This is a genomic window from Vibrio sp. 10N.222.52.C3 (assembly GCF_041474195.1).
GTDB classification, from domain to species: Bacteria; Pseudomonadota; Gammaproteobacteria; order Enterobacterales; family Vibrionaceae; genus Vibrio; species Vibrio crassostreae_C.
On sequence record NZ_JBFRTQ010000041.1, the window covers coordinates 13,349 to 27,952 of the forward strand.

Genomic DNA, 14,604 nt, shown 5'->3' on the forward strand with positions numbered 1-14,604 from the left:
TATAACTCGATGCATTATTGGTTCACCGAGTTACTTGATCACGGCGCTAACAGGGAAGTGGTCTGAAAGGTTGTAGTGCTTCCATAACTCACTGCTTGTTGATCTTGGGACATCCACGCGATTGTAGTTATGCGCTTTAGCGGCATACTCTGAGCTCACTACCACATAATCGAGATACTCAACGTTCTCGCCACCCGACATAGGCTCTCCCGCAAAGTTGTTGATGCGTGGGTCAAAGGTAGAAGCGGTGTAACCTGAGTATGTTGGTTCATCAGCCTGCAGGTTAGCAAACATCTGTTGATAGTCGCTTGGGAACTTGAGCTTGTTCACGTTGAAGTCACCGCTGTAAACCACAGTTTCTGATGCCGGGATATTCAGAGACTGCGCCAGTGCACGCATCTGCTTGAATTGACGTTGTCGGTAATCACGAGCGGTGTCCGTATCGAATGATGCCGTGTGGGTACCGAAAACATGGTAAGCCTGACCATTCTTGATAACTTCCGCGTAGTTAACACCTTTATCAGCAAAGCAATCTGTGCCTGTACAATCAGGGAAAACATACTGAGCTTCGTTAACGATAGGGTAGCGGCTGACAATGATCACGCCGCCGTCATAGATGTTAATCCCATCTTTATCGAGCATTTTGGTTTGATAAGGATACTCTTTTGCAAGTTCACGCAAGAATTCATCTCTGCCGTTAGCAAACACCTCTTGAAGCGCCAACACGTCGTAGCCTTTTACGTATTGAGGGAGAAGATCGTAGCGATCACCAATATGCGAAGCGATGGCAGGCAGCGCCCAGATGTTGTAGGTCATGACCTTGAGTGTATTGGCATCCGGCTCTGGTTGCTCATCCACTTTTGGAGGGGTGATGGTGTAATAAATATCATCGTAGCGCGCTGTAGAATCGGCTTTGAGGGCTAGCTCTGCGTTGACCCCGAAGGCATCGGTTGTGCTGCGATGAATATTACGATCGTCATGCAATGTTAGGTTGACGTCTGCAGCACTCAAACCATGTTGCAGTGTCGAGTTATACCAATGTCCCTTCATGGTTTGGTTGAGCGTGACACTTTCGCCCACAGCGTTTGATACCACAGTGTCAAACTCATAGGTCTTCCCAGATTTCACACCAGTCCAGCGGTTGAAACTTATCAGCTTCTTCGTCTCCCAAGGACCAATCTGTTCAACATGCTGTTGCCACTCATCACCGAGTTGAAGCAGGTCGGTACCAGTGTGGTTGGCTTGAATGGTCATCACTTGATTGGTGTTATTGGTGAGATACACGTCGGTGTCTGCGATCGCAGAGGTCGAAGCGATTGATGTGGATGCCACAAGTGCAGCTAACCAAGTCCATTGAGTTTTCATCGTTTACGTTATCCTTATTGATTGATGTCTAGAATAACGTAGTCAAGAGTTATGACATTGGAGTTATAACTCTATGGCATTTATTCAAATATGAGATATATGCCAAGGTTTTATAAAATTGATTAACCATTGAAAATTAACATATTGTCTTATCGGAATGATAAGTGGTACGCGCGCGAATAATAGGGTCAGTTAATGCTTTCGAGTCGGTGGAACAGCCAATATTGGCGTGCTTAAGTGAAAACTGTGTGTCGCGGTAAAGTGGAGGTTGTGAGCAACAAGAAGGGAATATGGACACAGCTTAGAGCTATCAGCATAAATTTTGCGATTGTTCTGTAATTTACTCTTGTTCAGTAAACAGAAACCTCAAAAACAGGTATGATAGTGCCGTTTTTAATCCTGAACTGGGAAAGTCATGGCAAAGTTAACACTCCAAGAGCAGATGCTTAAAGCTGGCTTGGTAAATGAGAAAAAATTAAAGAAGGCGAAGAAAGGCTCTAAAAAGTCTCGCGTTCAGTCTCGTGAAGCAAAAGCGGCAGCTGAAGAAACTAAACTGGCGCAGCAAGCGAAAGACAAAGAGCTAAACCAACAGTTGAAAGAACAACAGTTGAGCAAAGAAATTAAAGCTCAAGTGAAGCAACTGATTGAGATGAACAAGATCGAACAGAAGAACGGTGAGATCAAATACAACTTCACCGACGGTACGCTAGTTAAATATCTTTACGTAGAAGAGCTGACTCAAAAGCAACTAAGTAAAGGCATTCTAAGTATTGCTCGTCAAGGTGAGAGCTATGTTGTTATTCCAACAGCAGTAGCGAACAAGATTGCTATGCGCGACGAAGAATCTATCGTTGATACGCAGGCAGGTAGCACAGACGAAGTAGACGAAGATGACCCGTACAAAGACTTCGTGATCCCAGATGATCTAATGTGGTAATCCGTTTTACCTAGCTCCATTTTAATGGTTAGCTAAGTTTACAGGATCTAAGAATGCAGCGAACAATCACTCGATTGGCGCTGCATTTTTTTTGGCGCGAAATGACTTCAACAAATCTTGAATAAAGCTTAGTGTTCTGACATGCCGTAAACAAGGCTATCATTGGCACTTGCATGATCGATAAAATCGGTATTAGCGCGCTGTTCGTGTTGGTCATAGCCATCGAAGTAACAGTCGCCAATTTCATTGCGCGGGCAAACGTGAATGTGGTCTTTGATGACCAGTTCGGTAGAGCAGCATGGGCAGTGTTTTACATGTCCAGTGAGTACCGTAGATCGATTTGGTTTCATACATCCTCCTGATAGGCACTGTAATCTGATTGTCTATTTGCATCCTAAGTTACGCAAATTAGTGTGTCGTTATGATTTCATTTTTAAGTCAATGAAAAACGATTCAGAAAGTGAATACTTAGCGGCTAATACAGATGTATGACTGAGAGAATGTAAGACGAATCAAGCCCAGAGCAGACGCAATGGGCTTGGAATAACAGCTGAAACTTTCTATGGGCTTATGGCTGCATTGGGGTAAGCGTTAGCTGAGCGCTGTTATAACCCAGTTGCGCTAGGGCTGCAGGGTCGAAGTCAGTCAGAACCTTGATGTCACCAGCGTAGTAGGGTGTGTAATCGCCTGAAGGTGTCATGGCGTTAAATGAATCAATAGAGTGCTCGGTACCAATATCGATCATTCCAGAATATTGTGACTCCGCACTAAACTGGCCTGAAACATAGGTGTAGAAAGGACGGACACTGGCACCTGCGGCGTACTGCATGCTACTTAAACCATTGGTGTTGATTGCCCAGCTCCAATCCCACCATTTCATCTCTCCAGGAATATAACGGTGATCCCATTGGTAGCGGATATTGGCTTGATCTTCGCTGGTGGTTCCCATGGTAAAGGTGTGAGAGACCGTCGGGCGGTTTGTTGGGTGTGAGCTTAGCGCATTGCCGCTATAACGAAGGAAACCTGTGAAGTTCACGTCGTAACTCATGCTGGTTTTGATACGGTATGGGTAAGTGATGGTAGAGCGTAAGAACTCTACTTGAAAAGGAAGTACTGAGTGAGCAGGCACGGTGATGATGGCTTCCAGTTCTGTTGGTTCAAAACGAGCACCATTGTTGGTATCGGAGAAACGTTGGCCATCTTCTAGCGCTACTCTTACTTCTGTCTTTCCAACTTGTGGCCAATGAAAGGTTTCATCAATGACGACTGAATCAGCAAGGTCGAAGCGTTGGGTTTTACTCCATTGTGTGGATTGCTCAAAATGAAGGTCAACGACGATTTGTTTAGACTGATCGTCGTCATTGATTGCATAAGCCGAGACGGTTTCAATCAGTTCTTGGTCGGTCTCTGTCATAGAACCGTGTAAAAACGATGTGTTATCGAGCGTGTAAGCGAAGTTATCAACAGTGATGCTTGTCTTCTCATCACAGCGATCACCGGCACAGCTTCCATCGTTATTGCCTTTAATCTCCCAACCATTGTTAAGCGGTTTTATTGCCATGTCTTGGCCGACGTAACGCGCGCTATCGCCTCCAACCCAAGCGTAACCGAGGTTATGGGCCAAGTAACTCAGTGGCCTGATAAAGTTCGTGTTGTCGCTGACTAAGGCGCGTTGAATATCAAGGTTATTGTTCGTTTCGATAGCTTGCGCTTCGTAGTAAGGCAGGCCTGCGTCTGGGGTATTGGGGTAGCACCAAGTATTGTCACTTGGTTGTCCTTGTTTGATGAGCCCGTGGTAGCCAGACCCCATGATCACCCAGTCATTTTTAAGGCCAGCAATGTCCCACACATTCATGCGAGATAGTAGGGCGGTTTTGTGTTCTTGAGCTTCTGTATTACTGAGCGGACGATAATCGGAACGGCAGATATCTTCACCGAGGTTATCCAATACGATTTGGTCTGAATATATCTTGGCATGAGTGGCAAAAGAGATGAAACAGAGGGCAGAGCTAAATAGAACGGTTTTACTGACGTTAAGCATGAATAAGTTCCTAAATGCCATTATTTGGCTATTTTTATTAGAATCGAGTTATTAGATTTTATTGATATTATTTAAAGCCGAGGGGCTCTAGCGGGGTGTACTTTGTCATATAAAACAATGCCAAAAATACTGAAATGAATTGAAAATAAATACTTATAGATATCAGGAGGTTGTACTGATCAACTTGTTGTTTGATAAAGACTTATCTTGATGACTTCAATTAGTTTCAACAATCCAATCTATGGGTGATTAATTGTTGAACGTTTCTGTTTTTGAAGCCTCGTTATTTGGTATGTTGGCTTGGAAAATTTAGGCCAGCAAGATGGATTAGATAGGTTTATTGTTTAAAGGAGGGGGAAGTACTGAGTAAGCCAAATAAGGAGGGATGTTGTGATAAGCAAGATCGAAAAATGCAGCCAACAACCGTTCGATTGCTGCTGCATTTTTTATTGTTCGAGTTAACTTAATTGGAAGAGATTAAGCATCCCTGGTTTTTCGCGTTTGCTGTTCCAACCCATAAAGTTGTAAATGTTGTAACGAGCAAAGCCAATCTGTTCATGCAAAGCAAAATCTGTGACCGCAAAGTTGTACCACAATGGCAACCATGAAATTTGAGCAGCCATATAGTCGGCTCTCACTGGAATAACATTCAAGCCGAAGTGGTTGAAGTAGAGCTCGCTACGACGAATATGTAGGCCAGATGAAACCAACACAATGTTGTCGAATTTATGATGCTTCATTAGGTCACTAGTCAGCTGAGCGTTCTTCCAAGTGTTGACGCTATTTGGCTCTTGAATGATGTCACCCATCGGAACGCCAAGTCTCAGCAATTGTTGCTGATAAACTTCTGCTTCGGCAACACCGTTATTTTGTGCATCGCCACCACTGATGATCACTTTGCATGTGGTTTGGGTTTTGGCGCAATCTTTATATTGGCTGGCGGTTTCACTGATTCGGCCAAAAGAGAAAAAGGCTGGCTCGAACTCTTGCGTGCTTTTAATTAACTGCGTTCCCGCACCCAGAAGAACAATGGCGTTATTGTCAGACCATTGGATATCAGGCTTATTTTCGTAATCGGCTTGCAGATCGTTCAGTAAATAACGAGGAATTAAACCTGAACCAATCAGCACAAATGACGATATAAGAACAAGAGATAAAAACAGAGAGGTTTTTCGCCACTGAAGTAAACGTGTAAAGCCTACGAATAGCAGAAGAAGTAATAATATAATAAAGCTCATGAGGATCCTGTTATCGAACTGGTGCCAAGATGATGTGACATACTGAAGCGGTGCATCATATATCAGTTATGTTAATCATTTATAGGTAACTCATTGTATTATTGAACAAATGCACGATTTCTTTCTATCAAGAACAATCATCGATGAGAGCATTCGAAAAATCGCTTTATTATTGTTCGATAATCCCATTTTAAATATAGGTATATAAATCAAGAGGGTTATTTAAACCTTATTTCGTGTTATTTGATTTATCTGTTCATCGGTTTCCGTTTCTTCAACTCGTTAACTCAGCTTTCATATTCTTAAACTACCAAATCTTCAAGCTCTTAAATGATCGAGCTCTCCAGTTTTCAAGATCTTAAACTATCAAGCTCTCAAGTTTTCAAAGTAATGCTGAACAAATTTAACGAACACTTGGTGTTTCTTTGCCGGATAAATAACTTGCGGATAGAACAGATAAATACTGTTGCCTTGTTGCAGACATTCATCAGGCAGCACTCGCTCTAATTCTCCCAGTTCGACCTCTTTCGCAACGTAGTAACTTGCAATACGGATGATGCCACTGCCTGCCATGGCTTGTTGCTTAAGCAGGTGGTTGTCATTACTTGAAAGCCAGCCGGACACATCAATATTTACCGATTTTAAAGGCCACTCGGTTTGGTGCAGAGTTGCTAAGCATTGATGATCACTTAAGTCACTCACATTGGTAGGGCGACCAAATTGGTTAAGATAACCGGGAGTCGCGACTAAATCATGTTGATAGCTAATCAAGTGTTTCGCCACCATGTTGTCAGGTGGCGTATTGGTGGCACGAAACGCGATATCGATATCATCTTGATTGAGATTAAAGTTGGTGTAGCTACTGTTTATCTCGAAACGAATCTCAGGGTATTGCTGCCTAAACTGTTGGCAGATATCGAATAGATATACCTCAGTAAACATCTTTGGCGCAGTGAGGCGTAATAGGCCTTTGACGATGTCGTGTTGCTCAGAAACACTGCGTTCAAGCTGTAAGACTTGCGAGCGAATCGTTAAGCCTTGTTGTAACGCGCGTTCGCCTTCTTGGGTTAAACGAACACTGCGAGTGGTTCTGACCAAAAGCGGGCACTGTAAATCGTTCTCTAAACGTTTGATCTGTTCAGAAAGGTAGCTCTTAGAGATACCGAGCTTTTCGGCTGCCTTGGTAAAGTTGAGTTGCTGAGCAAGTTCTACAAACAGGATCAGTCGTTCTATTCTTTTGTGTTCGTTCATTCGCGCGTTCCTACCAATCTATTGTTCGTCATATCAAACAATCATTTCGTAACTAGCATATTCTGTTTTTTAAAAAGAACAATATGATAGAGGCATATTTCTGGTCAGCAAATCTTCTAAGCGAGAATCGATATGACGAACAGCACTGAATCTACAAACAAAACGAATGACAAAAAACGTATCCCATTATCAAATTATCTACCGAATGTTGGGCAAATTGCCTATGGCTGCATGGGGTTAGGTGGTGGATGGAATGATAATCCAGTGACGAGTGCGGATGTTGCTCAAACACGAAGCGTAATCGGCACCGCACTAGAATCGGGCATTAACTTATTCGACCATGCGGATATCTATACCTTCAGCAAAGCTGAGCAAGCCTTTGGTCAAGCATTACAACAAGCGCCTGATCTGCGTGAACAGATGTTCATTCAATCTAAGTGTGGGATTCGTTTTGAAGGCGAGGGCAATGTTGGTCGTTATGATTTCTCGGCTGATTGGGTAGGCCAATCGGTAGACGGTATTCTCAATCGATTGAATACTGAAAAGCTTGATGTGCTGTTATTGCACCGCCCTGATCCTTTGATGGAACTCGATGAGCTAGCAAGAACGTTAGAGAACTTAAAAGCGCAAGGTAAGGTCGATTATTTTGGTGTGTCGAACATGAACAGCCATCAAATTCAGTACCTGCAATCTGCGCTTGGGCAACCCATCGTCGCGAATCAAGTTGAGATGAGCTTAGCCAAATTGGATTGGTTGAATGATGGGGTGATGATTAACTCGCAAGGGCACCATCAATCAGACTTCGCCGCAGGCACTCTTGAACATTGCCAATTGAATAACATCCAACTGCAAGCTTGGGGCTGTTTGGCACAAGGCCGATTTGCTGAGCAAGGTTTGTATTCAGAACATGAAAACGTGAAAAAGACAGCGCACTACGTGGCTCAGTTAGCGAACCAATATGGCGTAGAAAGTGAAGCGATTGTGTTGGCATTTTTGCTTCGTCACCCTGCTCGTATCCAACCTGTAATTGGCACCACAAATCTAGAGCGAATCAAAGCTTCGGCAGTCGCGACTCAGATAAACCTGTCTCGTGAAGAGTGGTACAACCTATACGTGTACTCACGTGGTCAAGCACTGCCATAAGGAATGAATATGTTGAATCAAAAGATCGCGCAACAACTGGTGTCTAACGCTCTAGACATTGCTGAGCGTAATCAACAAGCAATCGCGGTGAGCGTGTGTGATACGCACGGTGAGTTACTGGCGTTTATTCGCATGGATAATGTGAGTGTTCAAGCCGGATTGTTAGCACAGAACAAAGCTTATACATCTGTAAGAGATAGACAGCCAAGCGGTAACTTAGGTGCTTGGGCGAGAGAAACTGGTAAAGACATAAGTTACTGGACTGACCCAAAGATCACTGGCTTTAAAGGCGGTGTTCCCATTGAATTAAATGGGCAGGTGATTGGCGCTATTGGTGTCAGCGGATTAAGTGAAGACGACGATGAAGCACTTGCCGAAAAAGTCATTCAACTTGTGTTCTAAGCTGTTGCTCGTGAAGTAATGGAAGTTAGAAGTAACAGATAATAAAAAACCGATGCATGTGCATCGGTTTTTTTGTTTAACGAGACTCAAGTGCTTGAATCAATCGAACCCATTAAGCGTTCGCTTGTTCCAGATCTTGTTGCTTGTCTTTCTTGCCTAATAGGCGGCTTGTGATCGTACCGGCTGTCATAGCACCAGATACGTTAAGCGCCGTACGTGCCATGTCGATAAGTGGCTCGATAGAGATAAGCAGTGCTGCAATCGTTACAGGAAGGCCCATAGCAGGAAGTACGATAAGCGCCGCGAACGTTGCACCGCCACCTACGCCAGCAATACCGAATGAGCTCACTGTGATAATAGCAATCAGAGACAGAATGAAGTTGATGTCCATTGGGTCGATGCCAACCGTAGGTGCAACCATGACTGCTAGCATTGCAGGGTAGATACCCGCACAACCGTTTTGACCAATCGTTGCACCGAAAGAGGCAGACAGGTTAGCAATCGCTGGTGGCACGTTTAGCTTAGTGATTTGAGCTTCAACGTTCAGTGGAATCGTTGCTGCAGAACTACGAGACGTGAAAGCGAACGTCAGTACAGGCCAGATCTTTTGGAAGTACTCTTTCGGGTTTACACCAACAAAAGAAACCAACACACCGTGTACGACGAACATCAGTAGAATCGCAACGTAAGATGCAACGATGAAACCCAGTAGGCTGAGGATGTCAGAAGCACTTGATGTTGCAACTACCTTCGCCATTAACGCTGCGATGCCGTATGGCGTTAGTGCCATGATCATCTTAACTAAGCGCATAACGATAGATTGTGACGCTTCAACGAAAGTACGGATTGGAGATTCTAGTTCTTCTTTCTCTGCCATCACTTTACGAGCAGCGATGCCCGTTAGCACACCAAAGATAACAACCGCGATGATAGACGTAGAGCGAGCCCCCGTTAGGTCTGCAAATGGGTTAGTCGGAATAAAGCTGATCAGCATTTGTGGAATTGTTAGGTCTGAAACGCTACCGATGCGGCTTTCAAGTGTTGCGATACGTGCTGTTTCGCGAGCGCCTTCTGTTAAACCTTCAGCAGACAGGCCGAATGCTTGCGTTACAACAATACCAACAATCGCAGAAATCGCGGTTGTTGCTAACAGTACAGAAATGGTGATACCAGAAATCTTGCCCAGTGAGCCGCCTTTTTCAAGCTTCACTACTGCTGCAATCATTGAAACCAATACTAATGGCATGATCACCATTTTCAGTAGGCCAACATAACCACGGCCAACAATATTTACCCAGTCTAGTGTTTCGTTGATGACCGGATTGCCTTCACCAAATAACAGCTGTAGACCAAGACCAAATGCGCTACCAAATACTAAACCGAGTAAAACGAGGCGAGAAAGTGTGTTTTCTTTTTTCTGCTGTCCGTAGAGAAAAAAGAGGATACCAGTGAATACCGCTAAGGCAGCGATAGCTGAAAATGACATTTGTTTTCCTTATGAATCTCTTTAAATCGATAGGGCGCTTAGATATATGGGCGCAAATACTGTTAGCTACAGTAGCGACCTGTAACAAAACGTAAAATAAGGAAAAGTAATTTATTAGAACGATTAGTAATATCCACTCAATAGGATGGGTGGATATTCAACATTGTGATGAATAGGTGAGCTTTTTAGCGATATTTTGCCAATAAATTGAGCATGTCACTTGACGAGTAAATTTCGATATTTTGGAAATTATTTTCGAATAACCGGAACAACATTGCTTTGGCTACGTCTTCCGACTGAATAGGGCGTAGGTTTTTGAACTTACCAAGCATAAATGGAGACAGCAGAGGAAAGACACTTTGCAGGAGTTTTTCATCAGCTCTAGGTTCATCACGCTCACCCACCAGAGGCCCAGGGCGTGCGATGAAAAGCTGCTTGAAGCCAATACGTTTTAAATTTTGTTCCATTTGTCCTTTACAGCGAAGGTAGTGCGAATAGGAATCTGGTGAAGCGCCATAGCTAGAAACGACCGCTACGCGTTGAACCCCAAGAAACTTCATCGACTGTGCGACTTGGCTAACCAGTTCCACATCGATTTTGCGAAGCGCTTCTTTTGATCCTGCCTTTTTCTTAGTCGTACCTAAGCAGATAACGCCAAGATTAGGCGTCGCATTCGTGTCATCCCAACTGGTAACTTGCAGGTCGCTGTGAATGAGTGTGTGGAGCTTGTTGGAATCAAACTGTGAATCTAACGCTCGGCGAGATAGGGCATAGATATGATCAACGGCGGGTTCATCGATGAGAAACTTCATCACATGATGACCAATTAACCCGGTTGCACCAGCCACCACGACCGATGTTTTGTCTCCAGAAATGCTCATTTTAATCCCTTCTTCACTCCACAAGTGCTTGTTTAATATAAACAGTGTTTGAATTTTAAGCGAATAAAAGTTTGTTAAACGAGTGGTCAGTAGTATGTGGGGAGTCGCCTGTTTATGGAAAAAGAGATGATTTAGTTTGGCTCGACGCATAAGTACGGTCTGAAGCATAAGTACGATATGAAACATAATGGCGGTGGGAAAGATAAATGCGGTTTGAAACTTAAGTTAGGCGTTAAACATAACAAAGCCCGCTGGGCGACGGGCTTTGTTACTTTTCTTTCTTCTTACTAGGTAAAGGACAGTGGGATTTTCCTTACCTTTTTGCTAGCTTTCTTACTTGATTTATTTGGTTTTCTTTTACTTGAATTTGGAATCATAACACCTCCTAAATCGTTGTTCTGTTTTGTCTTTCTTCGTGTAGCGTCAGTGTTGTGGGCATTCACTGTATGGGTACTTATCAATAGAGAGATTAATAAGTAATTTAGATAAGGCATAAACGATGCCAAAATGTAAGTTATTGATAAATCTATTATCAGTATTATTTGTGTTTTAGGGTTCGTCAATTTGACTGTCAATCTGAGAAAAAACCAGTGTGATCTGTTTAAATTAAGAACACTCTCTGCGGTTTCTGCCACATAGCCATAGATACAGCCTTGCTTAACACGTAAACTGAGTCGTAATTCACATAGACCAAGGACGTGCTATGAACCTCAAGCTTGATACTCTTGCTCCCACTCAGATTTATCACCTGATGACACAAACCGTTGTTCCTCGCCCGATTGCGTGGGCATTGACGGAATCTTCTGACCAAGAGTACAACCTCGCGCCTTTCTCTTATTTCACGCCTGTTTCTAGTAATCCGCCGTTACTGATGTTATCGGTTGGGAAGAAGCCGTCCGGCGAAATCAAAGATACCACTCGTAATGCCCTAGAAACGGGTAAGCTAGTGATTCACATTGCTTCTTCAAGTTCTGCCGAAACCATGACGGCGACAGCAGCTACCCTTGAACATGGTGATTCGGAAGTCACCGCGAATAACATTGATCTGGTTGAATTTGAAGGCTTCTCTTTACCGAGATTGAAAGAGTGCGCGGTCGCTTTTGGATGCACCTTGTACGAAGTAAAAGAGGTTGGAGAAGTGCCACAAAGCCTTATCTTTGCTCAAGTCGAAACCGTGTACATTTCCGAAGACGTGATCGACAAAGAGAGTGAGCGTCTTAAGATCGACGCGTTAGCACTTGATCCTTTATCTCGATTGGGTGGCGGTGAATACGCCACGCTTTCCAATGTGTTTTCTGTCGCACGCCCTAAGTAGCAGCCCTATATCAACGTACCCAGAATAAGCGTTTTTAAAAACTATGTTAGATACCCAATACTCGCAGTACATCCAACACCGAATTGACCAAAAAACCAAGCCACTCGGTGCCCTTGGTTTACTCGAAAAAGTCGCACATCAACTGGCATTGATTCAGAGCCAAGGCAAAGAAGCGGCGGTTGAACACATCGAATTGAATAAGCCAAGTATCATCATTTTTGCTGGCGACCATGGCATTGCTGACGAAGGCGTGAGTATTGCCCCAAGTGCCGTCACACAACAGATGGTGTTGAACTTCTTAAGCGATGGCGCGGCGATCAATTGCTTCTGTGCGGTGAATAATATCGATATCACGGTAGTCGACACGGGGATATTGTTGCCTGTGGAATCAGACAGTGACATGTTGATCTCTCAGCGTTTGGGTACGCGAACCAATAACTTTGCCAATGAAGCGGCAATGAGTTTAGAAACGGTTGAACGTGGGATTGAACTGGGTACAGATCTTGTATCTAAAACCATTTCGAATGGCACCAATATCATCATGTTTGGTGAAATGGGTATCGGAAATACCAGCAGCGCATCAGCGATCTTAAGTGCATTAGCGAATCGTGCTGCAGCGGAGTGTGTTGGCCTAGGCACTGGCATCAACAATGAACAGCTTGCACGTAAAGTGGCTGTGGTTGAGCAAGGTGTCGCGCGTTGCAAAGGTTTAGAGCTTACAGATCTTAAAGATATTAAAGGGCTTAAAGATATTAAAGAGGTACTCGCACAAGTCGGTGGCTATGAAATCGTTCAAATGGTCGGTGCTTTCCTTGGCGCTTACCAAAACAAAACCCCAGTATTAGTCGATGGTTTTATCGTGTCAGTCGCTGCGTATGTTGCGACCTTAATTGAACCGAATTGCCGTGACTACATGATCTTCGCGCATCGCTCAGAAGAGTCAGGACACAAAATTCTATTAGAACTTCTAGACGCTGAGCCGTTGCTTGATCTTGGCTTGAGACTAGGCGAGGGCACGGGCGCTGCACTAGCCATGCCAATCATCCGAGCGGCCGCTGAGTTCTATAACAACATGGCGAGCTTCGAGAGCGCCGGAGTCACAGTTTAATGAGTGATACGCCGAACAGATCTTTGAAAGATCGCGCTGCTTATCAGTGGGAGCTGTTTTCGTTGGCTATGGGCTTCTTTTCTCGTTTGCCAATGCCAAAGAATACGCCCTATTCAGAAGAGCGTATGAACCGTTCTGGTCGTTACTTCTCAACAGTCGGCTTGTTGCTTGGCGCCTTGTGCGGCGGTTTGTTCCTGTTGCTTGATACTGTGTTACCAAGCTCGATTGCCATCTTTTTGATGATGAGTTTTAGTTTGATGCTGACCGGTGCTTTCCATGAAGACGGCTTAACTGACATGGCGGATGGTATTGGTGGCGGCATGACCCTAGAACGCCGTTTGACCATCATGAAAGACAGTCGAATCGGTACTTATGGTGCGTCTGCTCTGATTATGGCTCTGCTTGGTAAGTGGGTGCTGTTGAATGAACTCATAAGCATGACGGGACTGTTTATGGTAATCGTGACCAGTTATACCTTTAGCCGCGCGATTGCTGCATCGCTAATTTACGACATGCCTTATGTCAGTGATTTAGATACCAGTAAAAGTAAACCATTGGCCAACAAGCAAACCAAAGGCGAACTTGTCTTCTTGTTGCTGGTAGGCGTGCTGCCTAGCCTGTGGTTTGGTCTTGAATTCGCTTTGGTTTTATCTGTCGTCGCCTATCTGTTCAGAACAGGTTTTAAAACGTGGTTAACGGCTCGAATTGGCGGCTTTACTGGGGACTGCTTGGGTGCGGCTCAACAGTTAATGGAGTTGCTGACTTACCTTGTATTCATTACTGCATTTTACAATGGCTTTCTATAACGGCTTCCTATGACCAACACGAATGAAACTATTCAAGCTAATCAAATTAATCAAACAAGTCAGCGAAACAGCCATTTGGTATTGGGCGGGGCTCGTTCTGGTAAGTCTAGTTTTGCAGAGCAACAAGCATTATGTGCGCTTGAAGCATGTTCAAATGGACGCCTCAATTATATTGCGACAGCGACATATCTTGATGATGAAATGCGAGAACGAATCGCGCACCATCAACAACGTCGTGGCGAGCAGTGGATTGAGCATGAAGTACCCGTCGAATTAGCCGAAAAACTGCAGTCTTTTGAGAAAGAAGATGTGGTATTGATTGATTGCCTAACCTTGTGGTTGAACAACATCATCTTTGAACTGGGTGACGACGCAACTAATGAGCAGGTTGAAGCCGTGGTTGAAGTATTGGTCAAAAGCGTCGAGCAAAGTCCGGCGCAAATTATCATGGTCTCTAACGAAGTCGGTTTAGGTGTGGTGCCGCTGGGTAAAGTGTCTCGCTTGTTTGTGGACAATGCAGGACGAATGAACCAAGCGCTAGCTCGCGTCGTTGAGCGCGTCACGCTGGTTGCTGCCGGATTGCCGCTGCACTTAAAACCATCTAATCACTTGCTTGATATTCAAGGCTAGG

At 44.2% G+C, this 14,604-nt stretch carries 14 protein-coding genes; 7 read left to right on the forward strand and 7 right to left on the reverse strand.

The window, feature by feature from the left end; all coding sequences use genetic code 11:
• Positions 1-30 precede the first annotated feature (30 nt).
• Positions 31-1,365 (reverse strand): sphingomyelin phosphodiesterase, encoded by a 1,335-nt coding sequence (locus tag AB4517_RS07920; protein WP_137002063.1) that lies wholly within the window; start codon positions 1,363-1,365, stop codon positions 31-33.
• A 415-nt stretch (positions 1,366-1,780) separates the two neighbouring features.
• Between AB4517_RS07920 and AB4517_RS07925 the strand changes: the two genes are divergently transcribed.
• The gene (locus AB4517_RS07925) at positions 1,781-2,302 is read left to right on the forward strand and encodes a DUF2058 domain-containing protein (RefSeq protein WP_010441213.1); all 522 of its coding nucleotides are present in this window, start codon (positions 1,781-1,783) and stop codon (positions 2,300-2,302) included.
• 128 nt (positions 2,303-2,430) lie between these two features.
• Here the strand turns inward: AB4517_RS07925 and AB4517_RS07930 are convergent, their stop codons facing one another.
• The 4 genes from AB4517_RS07930 to AB4517_RS07945 all read right to left on the reverse strand — a co-directional run bounded on the left by AB4517_RS07930 (position 2,431) and on the right by AB4517_RS07945 (position 6,832).
• The gene (locus AB4517_RS07930; RefSeq protein WP_017059142.1) at positions 2,431-2,652 is read right to left on the reverse strand and encodes a hypothetical protein; all 222 of its coding nucleotides are present in this window, start codon (positions 2,650-2,652) and stop codon (positions 2,431-2,433) included.
• Positions 2,653-2,870: 218 nt separating this feature from the next.
• Complete coding sequence (locus tag AB4517_RS07935; RefSeq protein WP_017070919.1) at positions 2,871-4,343, reverse strand: aerolysin family beta-barrel pore-forming toxin; 1,473 nt, start codon at positions 4,341-4,343, stop codon at positions 2,871-2,873.
• Positions 4,344-4,801: 458 nt separating this feature from the next.
• On the reverse strand, positions 4,802-5,581 hold the full coding sequence (locus tag AB4517_RS07940; RefSeq protein ID WP_372148161.1) for a YdcF family protein: 780 nt from the start codon (positions 5,579-5,581) through the stop codon (positions 4,802-4,804).
• Between the two features lie 366 nt (positions 5,582-5,947).
• A complete protein-coding gene (locus AB4517_RS07945; protein ID WP_017059145.1) occupies positions 5,948-6,832 on the reverse strand; it encodes a LysR family transcriptional regulator in 885 nt (294 codons plus the stop codon).
• A 132-nt stretch (positions 6,833-6,964) separates the two neighbouring features.
• Here AB4517_RS07945 and AB4517_RS07950 point away from each other — a divergent pair, with 132 nt between their 5' ends.
• Positions 6,965-7,975, forward strand: coding sequence for an aldo/keto reductase family oxidoreductase (locus AB4517_RS07950; RefSeq protein WP_017059146.1), 1,011 nt, complete (start codon positions 6,965-6,967; stop codon positions 7,973-7,975).
• Positions 7,976-7,984: 9 nt separating this feature from the next.
• Positions 7,985-8,377, forward strand: a complete 393-nt coding sequence (locus AB4517_RS07955; RefSeq protein ID WP_372148162.1) for a heme-binding protein — start codon at positions 7,985-7,987, stop codon at positions 8,375-8,377.
• Between the two features lie 112 nt (positions 8,378-8,489).
• Here the strand turns inward: AB4517_RS07955 and AB4517_RS07960 are convergent, their stop codons facing one another.
• Together AB4517_RS07960 and AB4517_RS07965 are read right to left on the reverse strand one after the other, a co-directional pair.
• Positions 8,490-9,863 carry an L-cystine transporter gene (locus tag AB4517_RS07960; protein ID WP_017059148.1) on the reverse strand — a complete coding sequence of 458 codons (1,374 nt, stop codon included), beginning with the start codon at positions 9,861-9,863 and terminating at the stop codon, positions 8,490-8,492.
• A gap of 185 nt (positions 9,864-10,048) precedes the next feature.
• A complete protein-coding gene (locus tag AB4517_RS07965) occupies positions 10,049-10,744 on the reverse strand; it encodes an NAD-dependent epimerase/dehydratase family protein (protein WP_372148163.1) in 696 nt (231 codons plus the stop codon).
• A gap of 703 nt (positions 10,745-11,447) precedes the next feature.
• Here AB4517_RS07965 and AB4517_RS07970 point away from each other — a divergent pair.
• From AB4517_RS07970 to cobU, 4 genes are read left to right on the forward strand one after another with little or no spacing between them, the layout of a single operon-like run.
• Positions 11,448-12,059: a flavin reductase family protein gene (locus AB4517_RS07970; protein WP_017099714.1), complete on the forward strand. Its 612-nt coding sequence runs from the start codon at positions 11,448-11,450 to the stop codon at positions 12,057-12,059.
• A 43-nt stretch (positions 12,060-12,102) separates the two neighbouring features.
• Positions 12,103-13,167: a nicotinate-nucleotide--dimethylbenzimidazole phosphoribosyltransferase gene (cobT, locus tag AB4517_RS07975; protein ID WP_372148164.1), complete on the forward strand. Its 1,065-nt coding sequence runs from the start codon at positions 12,103-12,105 to the stop codon at positions 13,165-13,167.
• The gene (locus tag AB4517_RS07980) at positions 13,167-13,973 is read left to right on the forward strand and encodes an adenosylcobinamide-GDP ribazoletransferase (protein ID WP_372122270.1); all 807 of its coding nucleotides are present in this window, start codon (positions 13,167-13,169) and stop codon (positions 13,971-13,973) included. The genes cobT and AB4517_RS07980 overlap by 1 nt, the downstream gene beginning before the upstream one ends.
• A gap of 9 nt (positions 13,974-13,982) precedes the next feature.
• Complete coding sequence (cobU, locus tag AB4517_RS07985) at positions 13,983-14,603, forward strand: bifunctional adenosylcobinamide kinase/adenosylcobinamide-phosphate guanylyltransferase (protein ID WP_372122268.1); 621 nt, start codon at positions 13,983-13,985, stop codon at positions 14,601-14,603.
• Position 14,604: the final 1 nt, after the last annotated feature.

What these genes read in the sequence shown, in the direction of transcription:
- AB4517_RS07955 (WP_372148162.1), top strand. Translation starts at nt 7,985, where the DNA reads ATGTTGAATCAAAAGATCGCGCAACAACTGGTGTCTAACGCTCTAGAC.
- AB4517_RS07945 (WP_017059145.1), bottom strand. Translation starts at nt 6,832, where the DNA reads ATGAACGAACACAAAAGAATAGAACGACTGATCCTGTTTGTAGAACTT.
- AB4517_RS07930 (WP_017059142.1), bottom strand. Translation starts at nt 2,652, where the DNA reads ATGAAACCAAATCGATCTACGGTACTCACTGGACATGTAAAACACTGC.
- AB4517_RS07950 (WP_017059146.1), top strand. Translation starts at nt 6,965, where the DNA reads ATGACGAACAGCACTGAATCTACAAACAAAACGAATGACAAAAAACGT.
- AB4517_RS07935 (WP_017070919.1), bottom strand. Translation starts at nt 4,343, where the DNA reads ATGCTTAACGTCAGTAAAACCGTTCTATTTAGCTCTGCCCTCTGTTTC.
- cobT (WP_372148164.1), top strand. Translation starts at nt 12,103, where the DNA reads ATGTTAGATACCCAATACTCGCAGTACATCCAACACCGAATTGACCAA.
- AB4517_RS07965 (WP_372148163.1), bottom strand. Translation starts at nt 10,744, where the DNA reads ATGAGCATTTCTGGAGACAAAACATCGGTCGTGGTGGCTGGTGCAACC.
- AB4517_RS07940 (WP_372148161.1), bottom strand. Translation starts at nt 5,581, where the DNA reads ATGAGCTTTATTATATTATTACTTCTTCTGCTATTCGTAGGCTTTACA.
- AB4517_RS07960 (WP_017059148.1), bottom strand. Translation starts at nt 9,863, where the DNA reads ATGTCATTTTCAGCTATCGCTGCCTTAGCGGTATTCACTGGTATCCTC.
- AB4517_RS07925 (WP_010441213.1), top strand. Translation starts at nt 1,781, where the DNA reads ATGGCAAAGTTAACACTCCAAGAGCAGATGCTTAAAGCTGGCTTGGTA.
- cobU (WP_372122268.1), top strand. Translation starts at nt 13,983, where the DNA reads ATGACCAACACGAATGAAACTATTCAAGCTAATCAAATTAATCAAACA.
- AB4517_RS07920 (WP_137002063.1), bottom strand. Translation starts at nt 1,365, where the DNA reads ATGAAAACTCAATGGACTTGGTTAGCTGCACTTGTGGCATCCACATCA.
- AB4517_RS07970 (WP_017099714.1), top strand. Translation starts at nt 11,448, where the DNA reads ATGAACCTCAAGCTTGATACTCTTGCTCCCACTCAGATTTATCACCTG.
- AB4517_RS07980 (WP_372122270.1), top strand. Translation starts at nt 13,167, where the DNA reads ATGAGTGATACGCCGAACAGATCTTTGAAAGATCGCGCTGCTTATCAG.